General features: G+C 71.3%; 15 protein-coding genes and 1 tRNA gene. 12 read left to right on the top strand and 4 right to left on the bottom strand.

Annotation, left to right across the window (positions count from 1 at the left end):
• The first annotated feature begins 8 nt into the window (after positions 1-8).
• On the top strand, positions 9-776 hold the full coding sequence (locus tag AB0H21_RS03545) for a WYL domain-containing protein (protein ID WP_358511012.1): 768 nt from the start codon (positions 9-11) through the stop codon (positions 774-776).
• Between the two features lie 8 nt (positions 777-784).
• Here AB0H21_RS03545 and AB0H21_RS03540 read toward each other — a convergent pair whose 3' ends face one another.
• Together AB0H21_RS03540 and aceE are read right to left on the bottom strand one after the other, a co-directional pair.
• Positions 785-2470: a trypsin-like peptidase domain-containing protein gene (locus tag AB0H21_RS03540; protein ID WP_358511009.1), complete on the bottom strand. Its 1686-nt coding sequence runs from the start codon at positions 2468-2470 to the stop codon at positions 785-787.
• Between the two features lie 135 nt (positions 2471-2605).
• Positions 2606-5362 (bottom strand): pyruvate dehydrogenase (acetyl-transferring), homodimeric type, encoded by a 2757-nt coding sequence (gene aceE / locus AB0H21_RS03535; protein ID WP_358511005.1) that lies wholly within the window; start codon positions 5360-5362, stop codon positions 2606-2608.
• Positions 5363-5734: 372 nt separating this feature from the next.
• Here aceE and AB0H21_RS03530 point away from each other — a divergent pair, with 372 nt between their 5' ends.
• From AB0H21_RS03530 to AB0H21_RS03515, 4 genes are read left to right on the top strand one after another with little or no spacing between them, the layout of a single operon-like run.
• Positions 5735-6259, top strand: coding sequence for a hypothetical protein (locus tag AB0H21_RS03530; RefSeq protein WP_358511003.1), 525 nt, complete (start codon positions 5735-5737; stop codon positions 6257-6259).
• Positions 6252-7304, top strand: a complete 1053-nt coding sequence (locus AB0H21_RS03525; protein ID WP_358511000.1) for a peptidoglycan-binding domain-containing protein — start codon at positions 6252-6254, stop codon at positions 7302-7304. Before AB0H21_RS03530 ends, AB0H21_RS03525 begins: the two co-directional genes overlap by 8 nt.
• Entirely contained in the window at positions 7301-8056 is a 756-nt protein-coding gene (locus tag AB0H21_RS03520) for an ABC transporter ATP-binding protein (RefSeq protein ID WP_358510998.1), read from the top strand. Before AB0H21_RS03525 ends, AB0H21_RS03520 begins: the two co-directional genes overlap by 4 nt.
• Positions 8053-9252: an ABC transporter permease gene (locus AB0H21_RS03515; protein WP_358510995.1), complete on the top strand. Its 1200-nt coding sequence runs from the start codon at positions 8053-8055 to the stop codon at positions 9250-9252. Before AB0H21_RS03520 ends, AB0H21_RS03515 begins: the two co-directional genes overlap by 4 nt.
• 79 nt (positions 9253-9331) lie before the next feature.
• Here the strand turns inward: AB0H21_RS03515 and AB0H21_RS03510 are convergent, their stop codons facing one another.
• Positions 9332-9994, bottom strand: coding sequence for a response regulator transcription factor (locus tag AB0H21_RS03510; RefSeq protein WP_358510992.1), 663 nt, complete (start codon positions 9992-9994; stop codon positions 9332-9334).
• A complete protein-coding gene (locus AB0H21_RS03505; protein WP_358510990.1) occupies positions 9991-11631 on the bottom strand; it encodes an ATP-binding protein in 1641 nt (546 codons plus the stop codon). Before AB0H21_RS03505 ends, AB0H21_RS03510 begins: the two co-directional genes overlap by 4 nt.
• 122 nt (positions 11632-11753) lie before the next feature.
• On the opposite strand from AB0H21_RS03505, the gene AB0H21_RS03500 reads away from it, so the two are divergent.
• The 7 genes from AB0H21_RS03500 to AB0H21_RS03470 all read left to right on the top strand — a co-directional run bounded on the left by AB0H21_RS03500 (position 11754) and on the right by AB0H21_RS03470 (position 15670).
• On the top strand, positions 11754-11948 hold the full coding sequence (locus AB0H21_RS03500) for a DUF1918 domain-containing protein (RefSeq protein WP_358510987.1): 195 nt from the start codon (positions 11754-11756) through the stop codon (positions 11946-11948).
• A gap of 10 nt (positions 11949-11958) precedes the next feature.
• Entirely contained in the window at positions 11959-12366 is a 408-nt protein-coding gene (locus AB0H21_RS03495) for a secondary thiamine-phosphate synthase enzyme YjbQ (protein ID WP_358510984.1), read from the top strand.
• 136 nt (positions 12367-12502) lie between these two features.
• Positions 12503-12931, top strand: a complete 429-nt coding sequence (locus AB0H21_RS03490; RefSeq protein ID WP_358510982.1) for a DUF3052 domain-containing protein — start codon at positions 12503-12505, stop codon at positions 12929-12931.
• 99 nt (positions 12932-13030) lie between these two features.
• Positions 13031-13492, top strand: coding sequence for a peroxiredoxin (locus AB0H21_RS03485; RefSeq protein WP_358510979.1), 462 nt, complete (start codon positions 13031-13033; stop codon positions 13490-13492).
• Positions 13493-13585: 93 nt separating this feature from the next.
• The gene (locus AB0H21_RS03480; RefSeq protein WP_358510976.1) at positions 13586-13870 is read left to right on the top strand and encodes a hypothetical protein; all 285 of its coding nucleotides are present in this window, start codon (positions 13586-13588) and stop codon (positions 13868-13870) included.
• A gap of 360 nt (positions 13871-14230) precedes the next feature.
• Entirely contained in the window at positions 14231-15559 is a 1329-nt protein-coding gene (locus tag AB0H21_RS03475) for an ROK family protein (protein ID WP_358510973.1), read from the top strand.
• Positions 15560-15595: 36 nt separating this feature from the next.
• A tRNA-Val gene (locus AB0H21_RS03470) sits at positions 15596-15670 on the top strand.
• The last annotated feature ends 360 nt before the right edge of the window (positions 15671-16030 follow it).

Here is a 16030-nt window from a genome sequence, read left to right as displayed (position 1 = left end):
TTCGGGATGTGAACCGAACCGATCGGCTCTACGCGCTCGTCGAAGAGCTGCGCGCGATCTCCCCCCGGTCCCGGTCCGCACGCGAGCTGGGCGAGCGCCTCCGGGTGAGCTCCCGCACCATCGAGCGCGACGTCGCGGTCCTCCAGCGGGCGGGGGTGCCCATCCATGCCCAGCCGGGCAGGCGCGGCGGTTTCGCCCTCGGCAAGGCCGCGTCGCCCCCTCCGCTCGACCTCACCGCCGACGAGGCGATCGCCGTCGCGGTGGCGCTCAGCCGGGCGAGCGACCGGCCGTTCGCCGCCGCCGCCCGCAGCGCGTTACGCAAGCTCGTCGCCGCCACGCCGTCCCCCGGCGACGAGCACACTTCAGACCCCCGCGGCCACGCTTCCGCCCCGCACAGCCACGCACCCGACCCCCCGGGCCACCCTCCGGACCCTCCCGGTCACGTTTCGGACCCCCGCGACGCCGAGGCGCGGCCGGGTGTCGCCCGTGTGATCGACGAGGCGCTCCGGCACCGCCGCGTGCTCCACATCACCTACGAGGACCGCTCCGGCGCGCTCACCGAACGCGACGTCGAGCCGGGCGTCTTCCTCGGCGGGCGCGGCGGGTTCTGGTACCTCGTCGCGTGGTGCCGCCTGCGGGAGGACGTGCGGGTGTTCCGCCTGGACCGCGTCCGCACGGCCGCGCTGACCGGCGAGCCGGCGACGGCCCGGCGGCAGCTCGACGAGTACGCCCCGGACATCCCCGACCTGATCGCCCGCGACCAGGCGCTCGGCTGAGCCCGCCGTCACGGGCCCTCGGGCCGGTTGCCCAGGCGCCGGCGCAGCTCGGCGATCTCGCGTTCCAGGTCGGCGACGTGCCGGTCGTCCCCGCCGTACCCGTCGGGACGTCCGGCCGGGACCGGCGCCTGCGGCGCGTAGGGCCGGGGCCCCGGACCGGCCACCGGCCTCGCGCCCGGATGCGCCCCCGGCGGCAGGCCGTACGGACGGGCGGCCGGCTGCCACTGCGGCGCGGGTCCGTACCCCTGCGGCCCCGGGAACGCCGGCGCGGACGCCGATCGGCGCCGCCTGCGGCCCAGCGCGATGACCAGCACCATGACCACGCCGAGCCCCACGACCGCGCCGCCCCCGGCCAGCACCCACGGCAGCGTCGAGGACGGGGTCTCGTCCTTGCCGGACGAGATGGCCTGCTGGGTGTCGCTGATGTACTTGGCGACGTACGGGTGGTTGGGGAACAGCGCCTGCACCTCGCGGAACTTCGGCAGCGCCTGCGAGTAGTAGTGCTTGAAGTAGTCGTCCAGCGCCTCGTCGTACCGCGTGGAGGTCAGCGCCCGGGCCGGCTTGACGTTCTTCTCGTTCAGCTTCTCCTTGATGACGCTGACGGGCAGCACGAACGTCTGGCTCTCGGTGTTCTCGCCGCCGTCGGTGACCGACCCGGCGATCAGCATGCCGACCACCTTGCCCTGGCGGCTGAAGACCGGCCCGCCGGAGTTGCCGTGGTAGGCCGGGGCCTGCGTCTGGATGTACGGCACGCCGGTCTGCGCGGTGCGCTTGGCGTTGTACGGGCCCTCGGTCAGCGCGGGGTCGAGCTTGGACTCCAGGCTGAAGAACGCGGTGTTGGTCACCAGCCCGGGGAAACCGCTGATGTAGAGCGTGTCGCCGGTCTGCACGTCGCCGTCGTCGCCGAGGGGCACCGTGGGCAGGTTCTGCTGGCCGTTGACCTTGAGCAGGGCGAAGTCCTTGCCCGGGTAGCTCTCGCCGACCGACACGAGTTCGGCGGGGACGGGCTTGGCCGTCTTGTCCACGCCGCCGCCCGGCAGGCTCTGCAGCACCGCGAGGCTTTTCTCCAGCCCCTGGATCTTCAGGTGGGTGCTGTTGAAGGTGACGAAGAGCTGCGTCGCCAGCTTCACGATCTCCTCGTCGGTCTGGTAGTCGCCCAGTTGCTGGAGGACCACCGCGGCGTCCTCCTTGTTGAACTTGCGCAGCGCCTGCTGGGCGAACAGGGCGCCGAGTTCCTCGTCGCCGGTCTCGACGCAGTGCGCGCCGGTCACCATGTAGCCGTCGGGGGTGACCCACCAGCCGGTGCACATCCCGCCGACCTCGGCGTCCACCGACCGGTTCGGCCCGACCGCCCGCAGGTAGGCGTTGGGGTCGGCGGCCATCTTCTGGAAGATGTACTTGGCGATGCTGCGCTCGTCCTGGGCGATCTTGCCGGAGAGCGCGGCGGAGGCGGCCTGACGGGCGAGGGCCTGCAACGCCGCCTGCTTGATCTCGGGCGTGGGGACGACCACCTGGCCGCTGTAGGTGAGGCTCGTCAGCTGGACCGCGGGGTGCGCCCTGGCGGCGAGCCGGGTGCCCGCGGGGACGTCGTTCTCGCCGTCGGCCAGGACGGGCCCGGCGACCGCGACGGTGCTCAGCGCGATCGACGCGGCGGCGGCGACCAGCGTGAGACTTTTCCTGATGTATCCGTTCACGCCGGCCATCGTGGGACAGTCGGCTTGTTCATGGCTTGTGACTGACTTGGCGGCCCATCCAGGACGCGTCCAGGGCCCTCGGAACGGCGACGGCCCCGCGCACGCGTACGCGGGGCCCGTGACGACGTCCGGGGATCAGACCCCCATGGACTGCGTCTCGTTGCTCTCCGGCGTCGCCTGCGCGACGACCTCGGTGACGCCGTTCTTCAGGTGGTAGCGCGAGATGGCGTCGCGCAGGACCTCCTGCTTGACCTCGCCGCGCTTGGCCAGCTCGGTCAGGACCGTCAGGGTGATCGACGCGGCGTCCACGTGGAAGTGGCGGCGCAGCGCCGAGCGGGTGTCCGACAGGCCGAAACCGTCGGTGCCCAGGGAGGCCCAGTCGCCGGGCACCCACCGGGCGATCTGGTCCGGGACGGCCCGCATGTAGTCGCTGACGCCCACGAACGGCCCCGGCACGTCCTTCAGCAGGCCGGTGACGTACGGCACGCGCTGCTCGGACTCGGGGTTGAGCAGGTTGTGCTCCTCGCAGTCCAGAGCCTCGCGGCGCAGCTCCGACCACGAGGGCGCCGACCACACCGTCGCCGCGACGCCCCACTCTTCGGCCAGCAGTCGCTGCGCCTCCAGGGCCCAGCGACCGGCCACGCCGGAGGCGAGGATGTTCGCGCGCGGCCCCTCGACGTCCGGGGCCTCGGCGAAGCGGTACAGGCCCTTGAGGACGCCCTGGACGTCCAGGCCCTCGGGCTCGGCCGGCTGCGGGTACGGCTCGTTGTAGACGGTGAGGTAGTAGAAGACGTCCTCGGGGTTCTCGCCGTACATGCGGCGCAGACCGTCCTGCACGATGTGCGCGATCTCGAACGCCCACGCCGGGTCGTAGACGACCGCGGCGGGGTTGGTCGAGGCGATCAGCGGCGTGTGGCCGTCCTCGTGCTGGAGGCCCTCGCCGTTGAGCGTGGTGCGCCCGGCCGTCGCGCCCAGCAGGAAGCCGCGTCCCATCTGGTCGCCCATCGCCCACATCTGGTCGGCGGTGCGCTGGAACCCGAACATCGAGTAGAAGATGTAGATCGGGATCATGTGCTCGCCGTGCGTGGCGTAGGACGTGCTGACGGCGATCGTCGAGCCCATCGAGCCGGCCTCGCTGATGCCCTCGTGGAGGATCTGCCCCTCGGTCGACTCCTTGTACGACAGCAGCAGGTTGCGGTCGACGGCCTCGTACGTCTGGCCGTGCGGGGAGTAGATCTTGGCGGTCGGGAACATCGCGTCGAGGCCGAACGTGCGCGCCTCGTCGGGGATGATCGGGACGAACCTCGCGCCGATCTCCTTGTCCCGCATCAGGTCCTTCAGGAGGCGGACGAACGCCATCGTCGTGGCGACGTTCTGCTTGCCCGAGCCCTTCTTCAGGTCCGCGTAGACCTTGTCGCCGGGGAGCTTGAGCGCCTTGGCGCGCGTGACGCGTCGCGGCAGGTACCCGCCGAGCGCCGCGCGGCGCTCCCGCATGTAGGCGATCTCCTCGTCGTTCTCGCCCGGGTGGAAGTACGGGGGCAGGTCGCCCTCGAGGTCCTTGTCGGGGATCGGGAGGTAGAGCCGGTCGCGGAACTCCTTGAGCTCGGCCTTGGTCATCTTCTTCATCTGGTGCGTCGCGTTGCGCGCCTCGAAGTCCTTGCCGAGGGTCCATCCCTTGATGGTCTGGGCGAGGATGACCGTGGGCTGGCCGACGTGCTCGCGGGCCGCCTTGAACGCTGCGTACACCTTGCGGTAGTCGTGGCCGCCGCGCGAGAGCTTGCGGATGTCGTCGTCGGACAGGTGCTCGGCCATCTTGCGCAGGCGGGGGTCGTCCCCGAAGAAGTTCTCGCGGATGTACTCGCCCGACTCGACGGAGTAGGTCTGGAACTGCCCGTCGGGGGTGGTGTTCATCTTGTTGACGAGCACGCCGTCGACGTCGGCGGCCAGCAGCGGGTCCCAGTCGCGGCCCCAGACGACCTTGATGACGTTCCATCCGGCCCCCCGGAAGAACGACTCGAGCTCCTGGATGATCTTGCCGTTGCCGCGTACCGGGCCGTCGAGCCGCTGCAGGTTGCAGTTGATCACGAACGTGAGGTTGTCGAGCTCCTCACGGGCGGCCAGGCCGATCGCGCCGAGCGACTCGGGCTCGTCCATCTCGCCGTCGCCGAGGAAGCACCAGACGTGGCTGCGGCTGGTGTCCTTCATCTTGCGGCTGAGCAGGTAGCGGTTGAACCGCGCCTGGTAGATCGCGTCGATCGCGCCGAGGCCCATGGAGACCGTGGGGAACTCCCAGAAGTCGGGCATCAGGCGCGGGTGCGGATAGGACGGCAGGCCCTTGAAGCCGTGGGACAGCTCCTGGCGGAACGCGTCGAGCTGCGCCTCGTTCAGGCGGCCCTCCAGGAACGCCCGGGCGTAGATGCCCGGGGCGGCGTGGCCCTGGATGAAGACCTGGTCACCGGACTCTCCGTGGTCCTTGCCGCGGAAGAAGTGGTTGAAGCCCACCTCGTACAGCGACGCGGCCGAGGCGTAGGTCGCGATGTGACCGCCGACGTTGGTGCGGGCGTTGGCCCGGGTGACCATGACGGCGGCGTTCCACCGGATATAGGCGCGGATGCGTCGTTCGACGTACTCGTCGCCCGGGAACCAGGGCTCGCGCTCCGGCGGGATCGTGTTGATGTAGTCGGTGCTCCGCAGTCCGGGCACCCCCACCTGGTGCTCGCGCGCTCGCTCGAGCAGGCGCAGCATCAGATAGCGGGCTCGGCTACGACCCTCCGTCTTCACGACGGTGTCAAGCGACTCGAGCCACTCCTGAGTCTCGCTGGGGTCGACATCAGGCAACTGGCTGGGTAGGCCGTCGCTGATGATCGAGAAACGCTGGCGTCCGGAAGCCACTGGGTCTCGCCTTCCGATTATGGACTGGTAAGCCTCTTCTACGTTGTCTAGGTCGTCTTCCATCCTGGCCGCTTGCTCCGGAAAGTGCATCTCTACCGTCCGGTAACCAAGATGTCCCTGCTGGCAGGGACACAATCATGGCCTAGACCACCGATGGTAGGACGATCCTCCCCGCTAGCGGCAAATCATGCAAAACCGGAGAGATACTCCGTTCTTAGCAGGGGGTTCATCAGGGTGCCCGCACCCCTCTGCCTCCCCCGCAAGAGGGACATTCAACCCCGCCCTCGCGCGATGCGCGGACGGCTCCACCCCGGAAGCCTTGAAATCACGGCTCCCGCGGGGCCCGTCCACCCACGACGCTAGGAAAGATCGATGATGCGCCGACTCACGGCTACGTCATGCCTGGTCGCGGTGCTCGCCGGATGCGCGTCCACGTCGCCCGGCACCGCGACGCCCTCACCCTCCCCCACCGGGGCCGCGCGGACGCTTGCCCTGTTCAAGGACGTCGCCAAGTGCCTCAGGACCCACGGGATGCCCGGCTTCCCCGACCCGACCGTCGACCCGCGTACCGGGGAGGTCGGGGTGCCCGACAGGGCCGCCAAGCCCGGCCGGGCGGCGTTGGACGCCTGCAGGACGTACATCGACCGCCTGCCCGACAAGGGCCAGGGCGGCAAACCGGTCACCGCCGCCGAGATGGCCAAGCTCCGCGAGTTCTCCCGTTGCATGCGCGAGCACGGCCTGCGCGACTGGCCCGACCCGAACCCCGAGGGGGCCTTCTCGCTGCCCAAGCGGCTCGACGACCTCGGCAAAAGGGGTCTCAGGACCCAGTTCGAGGCATGCGGGCAGTACCTCCCCGGCAAGGGCGTCAAAGCCTCCTCGGACGGCGCGCGTGGGTAGGGCGGTCACGACCACGCTCGCCGGCGTCGTCGTGCTCGCCGCCGCCGGAGGGGGCTGGGCGCTGCTGCGCGAGGCCCCTCAGCCCGCCACCACCGTCCCCCCGGTCGCCACCGGCACCGCCCCGGTCACCCGCACCGACGTGGCCGAGCGCCGGCAGGTCAACGGCACCGTCACCTACGACGGCTCCTACACCGTCAACGGCGCGGGAGGCGTCGTCACCCGGCTGCCCGCCATCGGCGCGACGATCACCCGCGGACACGCGCTCTACGAGGTGAACGGCCGCAAGGTCCCGCTGATGTACGGCGCCAGGCCGGCCTGGCGGGAGTTCGCCCTCGGCATGACCGACGGCGCCGACGTCCTGCAGCTCGAACGCAACCTGCGGGCGCTCGGCTACACCGGCTTCACCGTGGACCGCGACTTCGACCTTTCCACCTATTTCGCGATACGGCGCTGGCAGCACGACGTCCACCTGCCCGTCACCGGCGCCGTGCCGCTCGGGCAGGTCGTCTTCCTGCCGAGGCCGCTACGCGTGACCGGCCAGGACGTGAAGGCGGGGGACACCGCGGGCGGCCGCGTCCTGCACGGGACCAGCGCGGAGCCCATCGTGTCCGTCCAACTCGACCCCACGATGGCCCCGACCGTGCGGCGCGGCGACAAGGTGATCGTCACGCTGCCCGACGGCAGGACGCGCGAGGGCTCGGTCACCCGGGTGGGCACGGTCGCGGTGCAGGTGGCGGGCGCGCAGGACCCCGGGCAGACGCAGTCGGCGGTCCCGGTCACCGTCCGCCTGCGCGGCAAGCCCGTCAAGGCGCTCGACCAGGCGCTGGTCCAGGTCGACATCACCGTAGAGCGGCACCGCGACGTCCTCACCGTGCCGATCGTCGCGCTGCTCGCCCAACCGGGTGGCGTGACCGCGGTCGTCACGGTGCAGGGAGGCCGCCGCCAGAAGGTCCTGGTCGAGACCGGCCTGTTCGACGAGGCGGCCGGGGTGGTCGAGGTGACCGGCGTGGACGAGGGCGCGCAGGTCGAGGTGCCCGTCGAATGACGCGCACGCCCCCCGCCACCTCCACCGTCCCGGCCGGGCCCTCACCCCGGGACGGCGACGCCGGCGGCCCCGTGCTGGAACTGAGCGGCGTCCGCAAGGTCTACCCCGGTGAGCCGCCGGTCGAATCGGTCCGCGACGTCTCGCTGACCGTCCGGGCCGGGGAGATGGTCGCGCTGCTCGGGCCGTCCGGCTCAGGCAAATCGACCCTCCTGCACCTGATGGCCGCGCTCGACCGTCCGACCTCCGGCTCGGTCCGGCTGGCCGGCCACGCCGTCGAGCGGTACAGGGACCGGCGCCTGGCCGGGCTGCGCGCCCACCACGTCGGCGTGGTCTTCCAGCGGTTCTTCTTGCTGGACAGCCTGACGGCGACCGAGAACGTCGCCACGGGGCTGCTCTACCGGGGCGTGCCCGCCACCGAGCGCCGCCGCCTGGCCGTCGCCGCGCTGGAGAGGGTCGGGCTCGCGCACCGGGCTCGGCACCGCTCGTCCAAGCTGTCCGGCGGCGAGCGCCAGCGGGTCGCCATCGCCCGGGCCCTGGTCGGCAGGCCGTCCATCGTCTTCGCCGACGAACCCACCGGCAATCTCGACTCCGCCACCGGGGCGGAGATCGTCGGCCTGCTCCACGAGCTCAACCAGGAGGGCACCACCTTGGTGATCGTCACCCACGATCCCGGCGTCGCCGCCGCCTGCCCGCGCAGGATCGAGATCCGCGACGGCCGCGTCGTCGCCGACACCGGCACGGCCCTCCGGTGAGCGCGGCGAATCTCAGCCGGCTGCGGGCCGCGGACCTGATCGGGGTCGGCACCCTCGGTCTGCGGGCCCGGCGGCCGCGCGCCCTGCTGTCGGCCCTCGGCATCGCCCTCGGGATCGCCGCCATCGTCGCCGTCCTCGGCGTCACCCGCTCCAGCCAGTCGGCGCTGCTCGCCCAGATCGACCGGCTCGGCACCAACCTGCTCACGGTCGCCAACGGCAGGGATCTCGGCGGCGCCGAGGCCGAGCTGCCCGCCGACGCCGCGCGGATGATCCGCCGCGTCGAGGGCGTCACCGGCGTCGCGCCCACCACGCAGATGCTCGGCCAGAACGTCTACCGCCACGATCACGTGCCGGTGGGCCAGACCGGGGGCCTGGCCGTGCGGGCGTGTGACGTCTCCCTGCTCACCACCCTGGACGGCCACGTCCGCCAGGGCCGCTTCCTGGACGCCACGACCGCGGCGTACCCGGTCGTCGTGCTCGGCTACGAGGCCGCGCGGACGCTCGGCATCAGCCGGGTCGACGCCGGGACCCGGGTCTGGATCCAGGAGCACTGGTTCACCGTCACCGGCATCCTCGACCCCTTCACCTTGGCCCCCGAGGTCGACCGGTCGGCCCTAGTCGGCTTCCCGGTCGCCACCCGCCTGCTCGGGTACAACGGCCACCCCACCCGGGTGTACGTGCGGGCGCGGCAGGACCGGGTGGAGGAGGTCGCGGGCCTTCTCGGCCCCACCACCAACCCCGCCCGGCCCGAGACGGTGGACGTGAACCGCCCGTCGGACGCCCTGACCACGCGGGTGGCGGTGGCGGAGTCGGGGTCCGCCCTGTTCCTCGGCCTCGGCGCCATCGCGCTGCTGGTCGGCGGGATCGGCATCGGCAACATCATGGTCATCTCGGTGCTGGAGCGGCGCGGCGAGATCGGCCTGCGCCGGGCTCTCGGCGCCGCCCGCCTGCACGTCGCGGGCCAGTTCCTCACCGAATCGCTCGTGCTGGCCGCGCTCGGCGGCGCCGGGGGAGTGGGCATCGGCTGCGCCGTCACGCTCGCGCTGGCGCGCGCCCGCGGCTGGGCGGTGCTGATCCCGGCGGAGGGGCTGTGGGGCGGGTTCGCGGTCGCCCTGCTGGTCGGCGGGCTGGCGGGGCTGTATCCGGCCCTGCGCGCCGCCCGCCTGCCCCCGACCGACGCCCTGCGCACCGTCTGACCGGGCTCACCGTCTGACCTTGCGCACCGTCTGCCCGCGCTTATCCATGCTCATCCCGGCTCGTCCCCGTGAGAGCCGTTCATCTCTGCGAGCCGTCGGCCTCCAGCGCCTCGTCCAGCGGCACGAGGCCCTGCTGGAGGCCGACGATCGCGGCCTGCGTGCGGTCGGCGACGCCCAGCTTGGCCAGGATGCTCGACACGTGCGTCTTCACCGTCTCCTTCCCCAGCGACAGCGACCGCGCGATCTCGGAGTTGGAACGCCCCTTGGCCAGCGCGGTCAGCACCTCCCGCTCGCGCGGCGTCAGCGCGTCCAGGCGGCCGCGGGGCTCGCCGCGCCGCACCTGGCGCAGCAGCAGCGCCGCGATTCCCGGCTCCAGGACGCTTCCGCCCCGCGCGGCCGCGCGTACGGCCTCCACCACGCGGTCCACGGCCGTGGTCTTGGGCAGATAGGACAGCGCGCCGAGGCGCACGGCGGCCACCACGCGCTCGTCCTCCTGGAAAGAGGTCAGCACGATGACCGCCGGCCGGTCGGGGCCGAGCCGCCGCAGCACCTCGAGGCCGTCCATGCCGGGCATCACCATGTCCAGCAGCATCACCGAGGGGCGTAGCGCCCGGACGGCGGCGAGCGCGCGGTCGCCGTCCGGGCACTCCCCGACGACCTCGATGCCCTCCTCCTGGTCGAGGACGAACCGCAGCCCCTGCCGCACGACCTCGTGGTCGTCCACGATGAGGACCCTGATCACGAGGCCTCCACGGGGTCCCGGCGACGCGTGTGCTCGGTCGCGTCCTCCGGCGTCCGCGGCTCGCCGGGGGTGCCGCCCGGAGCCGCGGGGAAGACGGCGGTCACCACCGTGCCCCCGCCCGGCTCGCTGACCAGCGAGAACCGGCCTCCGAGCTCCTCCACCCGCTCGCGCATCAGCCGCAGGCCCATCCCGTGGCTCGGCGGAGGGTGGGACGGGTCGAAGCCCCGGCCGTCGTCAGCCACCCGGATGCCCACCTCACGCCCCTCGTGCCACAGCCGTACCTCGACGCCCTCCGGGTCCCCGTGCTTGACGGCGTTGCCGAGCGCCTCCTGCGTCAGGCGCAGCACCGCGTGCTCGGCCGGCGGCGTCAGCGGCACCTCGGCCAGGAACGTGCGCACGCTGATCCCGAGCCGGGTCTCGTACGCCCGGGACAGCTCCTCCAGCGCCGGGACCAGGCCGGAGTCCTCCAGCGCCACCGGGCGCAGCTCCAGCAGCAGCGCCTGCATCTCGCGCATCGCGCGCGCGGCCGTCCGCTCCATGGCTTCGGTCTCGCGGCGCAGTTCCCCGGGAGCGGCCCTGCGCATCCCGGCGGCGAGCAGGCTCAGCGAGAACAGGTCCTGCGAGATGGAGTCGTGTAGTTCGCGGGCGATCCGCGACCGCTCGGCCTGGCGCGCGTCGGCCCGCGCCGAGAGCCGCTCGGCCTCCACGGCGGCGCCGAGCCGCTCGGTCATCTTGTTGAACCCGTCCTCCAGGCGGCTGACCTCGTCCTGTCCCGAGACCTTCACCCTGGGCGCGAAGTCCCCCGTGGCGACGGCCGTGGTGACCTCGGCCAGCCGGGTGATGCGGCGGATCAGCGGACCCGTGCTGAACATCCCGAACACGACGCCAATGGGCACCACGAGCGCCAGCACCAGCGCGCCAGGCAGCAGCAGGGGAATGACGACGTCCCCGTACGAGGTGGTCGTCTTCGTATCCACGGGCGCCTGCACGTATACGTATCCGATTGTTTGCAGCTTCTTGCCGAGCCCCTTGCCGGCGGGATCGGCGCTCGCGGGGGTCCTGGAGGGCTTCAGCGGGTCGTCCGCCGGGGTCCGCGAGCTGCCCCACGACTTCTCCTGCGACGAGGGAAAGGCGGCGGGGGCGAGGATCGGGCTGATCCACCAGACGGCGACGCCCAGCGGGGTCTGACCCTTTCCCCCTGCCCCCTCGGTCGTGGACGGCGGCTTGCTCACCAGGAGGCGGTTCGGGAGGAACGCCTCCGGGGCCGTGCTGCTGAGGGTCCATCCCTGGGTGTCCACCAGCGCCTCGACCGCGCCGGGCGACCCCTTCTTCGGGGTCCCGAACCGAAGGCCCTCGGCGGGCCCGTTCAGGGCGGTCAGGCCGATCGACCCCTTCATCGCCATGATCAGCAGCGTCCGCTGGTCGATGTCCGGCGTGCGCGCGTACACCTTGCTCGCGGTGGCGCTCAGCACCTTGGCGTCGTTGCCCGCCTGGTTCTGGAGCCGTGAGAGGAGGTCCGAGCCGTTGGCCGAGGAGATCACGTAGCCGACGAGGATCGCTTCCACGATGAGCACGGCGGCCGTGGTGACCAGTACGTAAGAGGCGGCCGTCCGCGTCCGGAGCCCGAAGCGCCACATCCCCGCAGAGTAACGTTTCGGTCTTTATTTCCCCTCCCTCTGTCGGGGGAGGGCCTCTCCCTCTTTTCGCGGGCCGACCTGGGTACCAGTCTGGAAGAGACCCTGAAGAAGGAGGGATCGACGTGTACGCGACCGTAGGCGACCGGCTCCTCGTCCACGGGACCACGGTGGGTGACAGGGACAGGCCGGGCTTGATCATCGAGGTACGGGGCCCCGACGGTTGCCCGCCATATGTCGTCCGGTTCGACGACGGGCACACCGGATTGGTTTTTCCGGGTCCGGATGCGATTGTCGTCCCAGTTCAGCGGGGATCATAAGATCCGTTAGGTGAAATCTCAGACGTTCGAGGTGAGCACGGGGACCAGGGAACGGGTGTACGACATCACCCGGCACTGCGAGGAGTTCGCGCGGTCGTGCGGGGGAGACGGGTTACTCCACGTGTTCGTCCCCCACGCGACGGCGGGGGTGGCGCTGCTGGAACTCGGGTCCGGCAGCGACGAGGATCTCCTCAATCTGTTGGACGATCTGCTGCCGGCCGACGACCGTTGGCGTCACGCCCACGGCTCGCGGGGTCATGGCAGGTCACACGTGATGCCGGCACTCGTCCCGCCGTACGCGACGGTTCCGGTACTGGACGGGCGGCTGGCGCTGGGGACGTGGCAATCCGTCGCCATCGTCGACCTCAACGTCGACAACCCGGAACGACGTGTTCGTTTGTCGTTTTTGTCGGACTAGCAGATAACGGTGCGGGTCACCGGTCGTGGCGACCGTTGACGACGATGGGTCACAGCGTGTGGACTGTGCCGAAGCGGCCTCTCAGGGGCCGGTTGAGCCGCCAGAGGGCGGGGCCATTCAAGCAGGAGGGATACACGTGAGCGCGACCGCGGGTCAGGCGCAGGGCGAGCGCGGCCTGGCCGAGCGACTCGGTCTGAAGCCGGGTCAGGTGGTGCAGGAGATCGGCTGGGACGAGGACTCGGACGATGAGCTCCGCCTGTCGATCGAAGATCTGACCGGCAACGAACTGGTCGATGAAGATTCCGAGGACGTCGTCGACGTCGTGCTGCTGTGGTGGCGCGATGGAGATGGTGATCTGTTCGACGCCTTGAGCGACGCCATGACCGGGCTGGCCGACGGCGGCCAGATCTGGTTGCTGACTCCCAAGGTGGGCCGGGAAGGTCACGTCGAACCCAGCGACATCGGGGAGGACGCCACCACTGCCGGCCTCGCCCAGACCAGCAGCGTGAGCGCGGCCCGAGACTGGTCGGGCACGCGGCTCGTCACTCCCAAGGGACGTCGCTAGGATTCTTCCCTTCCCCTGCCGTACGGCTCGCACTGGCCGTACGGCAGGATTGGTGTGTCTCGCAGTCATTCGTCCGTCTTCTGCGGGGAAAGGAATGGCATGGCTGCCGAGGTGGGTGACAAGGCTCCGGAGTTCGAGCTTCAAGATCAGCACGGCGTCCCCGTGAGGTTGGCCGACCTGCGGGGCCGCCGAGTCGTGCTCATGTTCTACCCGCTCGCCTTCAGCGGCGTCTGCCACGGCGAGCTCAGCGCCCTCCGTGACGAATTCGTCGGATCGGCACCCGAGGACGTCCAGGTGCTCACCGTGTCGGTCGACTCGGTGTTCGCACACAGGGCGTGGGCCGACCAGGAGGGTTTCACGTTTCCGCTGCTCTCCGACTTCTGGCCGCACGGAGAGGTGGCCAGGGCGTACGGTGTCCTCGACGACGAGAGGGGCGTCGCGGTCCGCGGCACCTTCGTCATCGACGGCGAGGGCGTGGTCCGGTGGAAGGCCGTGAACCCGATCCCCTCGGCGCGCGACATCACCGAGTACCACCGGGTGCTCGCGACAATCCCCCAGTGATGTGCGCCAGGCGACGGCCTGGCGAAGACGAAGGCGGTGGCGACGATGCCCTGCTATCGATGCGGGGTCCGGCAGACGGACCCGGAGCGCGGCGTGAGCCCCTGGCGGCGCGGGGTGCGTCGCGAGGCCCAGGTGCTCATCTGCCCGGCCTGTCAGCGTGAACACGATCTCGATCTGGACCACTGCGGGTCCTGCGGCTCGACCCAGCTCATCTGCAGGCTGGGGGAGGTCGAGTGCCGGTCCTGCGGGTGGGTGCGGGTCGCGCGCTCGTCCGAGGCGGAAACCGGGTCGTCGCTGGTCCGCGCCGGCGCGCCCGGGCTCTCGGAGGAGGTCGAGGCCGCCCTCAGCCGCGTCCTCGGCCGTCACCCCAGCCGCTGATCACATCGGCTGTCCGTTTTTTCCGGTTCATCCGGTTTTGACTCATGCACTCATTTGAGCAAAACTGCGCGGGAATGTGCAGTAGTCATCCGGTCCGGTGACGCGCGGGGATATGGACCGCCCCTTGCGGCGCCGGACCCGGGTCGCAGGCCGGCGGGGGGCCGAGCGGTCCGCGACGCGGCCGTGAAGATCGCGACAGAGGGGACGAACTCCGTGCACGAACCCACCCCTGGGAGTCCCCCCACCAACCCCCCCACAGCGCCGACAGAGCCTCCACTTCCGACTTCGGTCTCGCACCCGGCTCCCTCCCCGAGTGCGGGCTTGGATCCGGCTCCCTCCCGGAGTGGGAACTTGGATCCGGTGCCGGCTCGGAGTGCGGGCTCGGACCCGGCTCCCTCCCGGCGTGCGGGCTCGGATCCGGTTCCGGCCGGTGGTGCGGCGGCCACCTCGGCCGTACGCGGCTATGTCGTGGCCCTCGACGTCGGCGGCACCGCGATGAAGGGCGGTCTCGTCGGCGCGGAAGGGGAGATCCTCCTCACCGACCGCCGCCCGACGCCGCGCGACGAGGGCCCTCTGCGCGTCATCGAGGCCATCCGCGCCTTCGTCGCCGACCTCGCCCGCGCCGGCCACGGCACCCCCTCCGGCGTCGGCGTCGCCGTCCCCGGCCTGGTCACCGAGGATCGGGCCGTCTACTCGGCCAACATCGGCTGGAAGGACGTCCCCGCCGCCGACTTCTCCCCGCTGGACGTCCCCGTCCGCCTGGGCCACGACGTCCGCACCGGCGGCCTGGCCGAGAGCGTCCTCGGCGCCGGCCGCGGCGAGCGCGACTTCCTCTTTCTCCCCATCGGCACCGGAATCGCCGGTGCCCTCGTGATGAGCGGCACCCCGTACGGCGGCTCGGCCGGCTGTGGCGGCGAGATCGGGCACGTCCCCGTCTTCCCCGGCGGCGAACGCTGCGCCTGCGGCCAGATCGGCTGCCTGGAAACCTACGCCTCCGCCGCCTCGGTGGCCCGCCGCTACGCCGAAAGACTCAGCCGAGCGGCCTCCACGCGCCCCCCAGGCCTCCCTCGCCGCACCGGAGACCTGTACGCAGGTCCTCCCGCGCAAAGCGACCTGCCGCACGCCGGCGCACACGAGGACTTCCACTCGCCCGCGCTCGGCCTCCGTTCGCCCGGGCCGGTGGAAGGCCGCGCTTTCTCACCCGCGCCGGGTCTCCGTCCGCCCGGATCCCTGGAAGGTCACGCCCCCTTACCCGAGCCATCTCAGGACGTAATAACCTCCCTGGGCAGTTCCCCCTACGTCGGCGAGATCGCGTCCGCGCGCGTCCCCGCCACCGCCGAGGACGTCGTCCACCTCGCCATGCGCGGAGACCCGGCCGCCTCCGCGGTCTGGGACGACGCCCTTGAGGCCCTGTCCTACGCCCTGGCCACCTATACCCTCCTGCTCGACCCTTCCATGATCGTCCTCGGAGGCGGCCTCGCCGAGGCCGGCCCAGCGCTGTTCGACCCGCTGGCCGAACGCCTCCAGTCCCGCCTGACCTTCCGCGCCGCCCCACCCCTGCGCCGCGCCGCCCTCGGCATGAACGCCGGCATGCTCGGCGCGGCCCTCCTCGGCTGGCAGGCCGCCGGCGTCCCCGACCCCGGCACCACTTGGGCGCTGGATGTGCTGAGGTCCCCTTCAGTACCGTAAGGTGTACCCCGATCGACCATCAGGGGTCGGCGACGGGGGCGCTTAGCTCAGCGGTAGAGCACTCGCCTTACAAGCGAGGGGTCACTGGTTCGAACCCAGTAGCGCCCACCAGCCAAAACACCCCCGCCAGCGATCATCTGGCCGGGGGTTCGTGCCATTGGCGTGCCATTAGGTTCGCGATCACGGCCGTTGCGGACCGTGATCCTTCGGGGTGATCACACGCCGTTACCGGCTTCTTGGATCACGCTGTTCATCGCGTGGGCGATCTTCCAGTCGGCTTGTGCCGTGCTGTCTTGGTAGATCATCGCTCGCCGGGGCCCTGGCGTGTCGTTCCGGACTCGCTTTCCCCGGCTGAGGCAGCCGGAGTAGGCGGCGGCCAAGCCCCGACCGATGCTCCTTCGGGGCACGCGAAGACAGTATCAGGGAACCCGCTCCTGGCCATGATGCCGGCCGGCCGGTTCGGCTTTCTCT

The organism is Sphaerisporangium sp. NPDC051011, from assembly GCF_040653595.1.
GTDB lineage: Bacteria > Actinomycetota > Actinomycetes > Streptosporangiales > Streptosporangiaceae > Sphaerisporangium.
This window is presented reverse-complemented; position numbering and strand designations above follow the sequence as displayed.

Coding starts and splice junctions, on each gene's coding strand:
- AB0H21_RS03530 (WP_358511003.1), top strand. CDS start 5,735: ATGATGCGCCGACTCACGGCTACGTCATGCCTGGTCGCGGTGCTCGCC.
- AB0H21_RS03520 (WP_358510998.1), top strand. CDS start 7,301: ATGACGCGCACGCCCCCCGCCACCTCCACCGTCCCGGCCGGGCCCTCA.
- AB0H21_RS03505 (WP_358510990.1), bottom strand. CDS start 11,631: ATGTGGCGCTTCGGGCTCCGGACGCGGACGGCCGCCTCTTACGTACTG.
- AB0H21_RS03485 (WP_358510979.1), top strand. CDS start 13,031: ATGGCTGCCGAGGTGGGTGACAAGGCTCCGGAGTTCGAGCTTCAAGAT.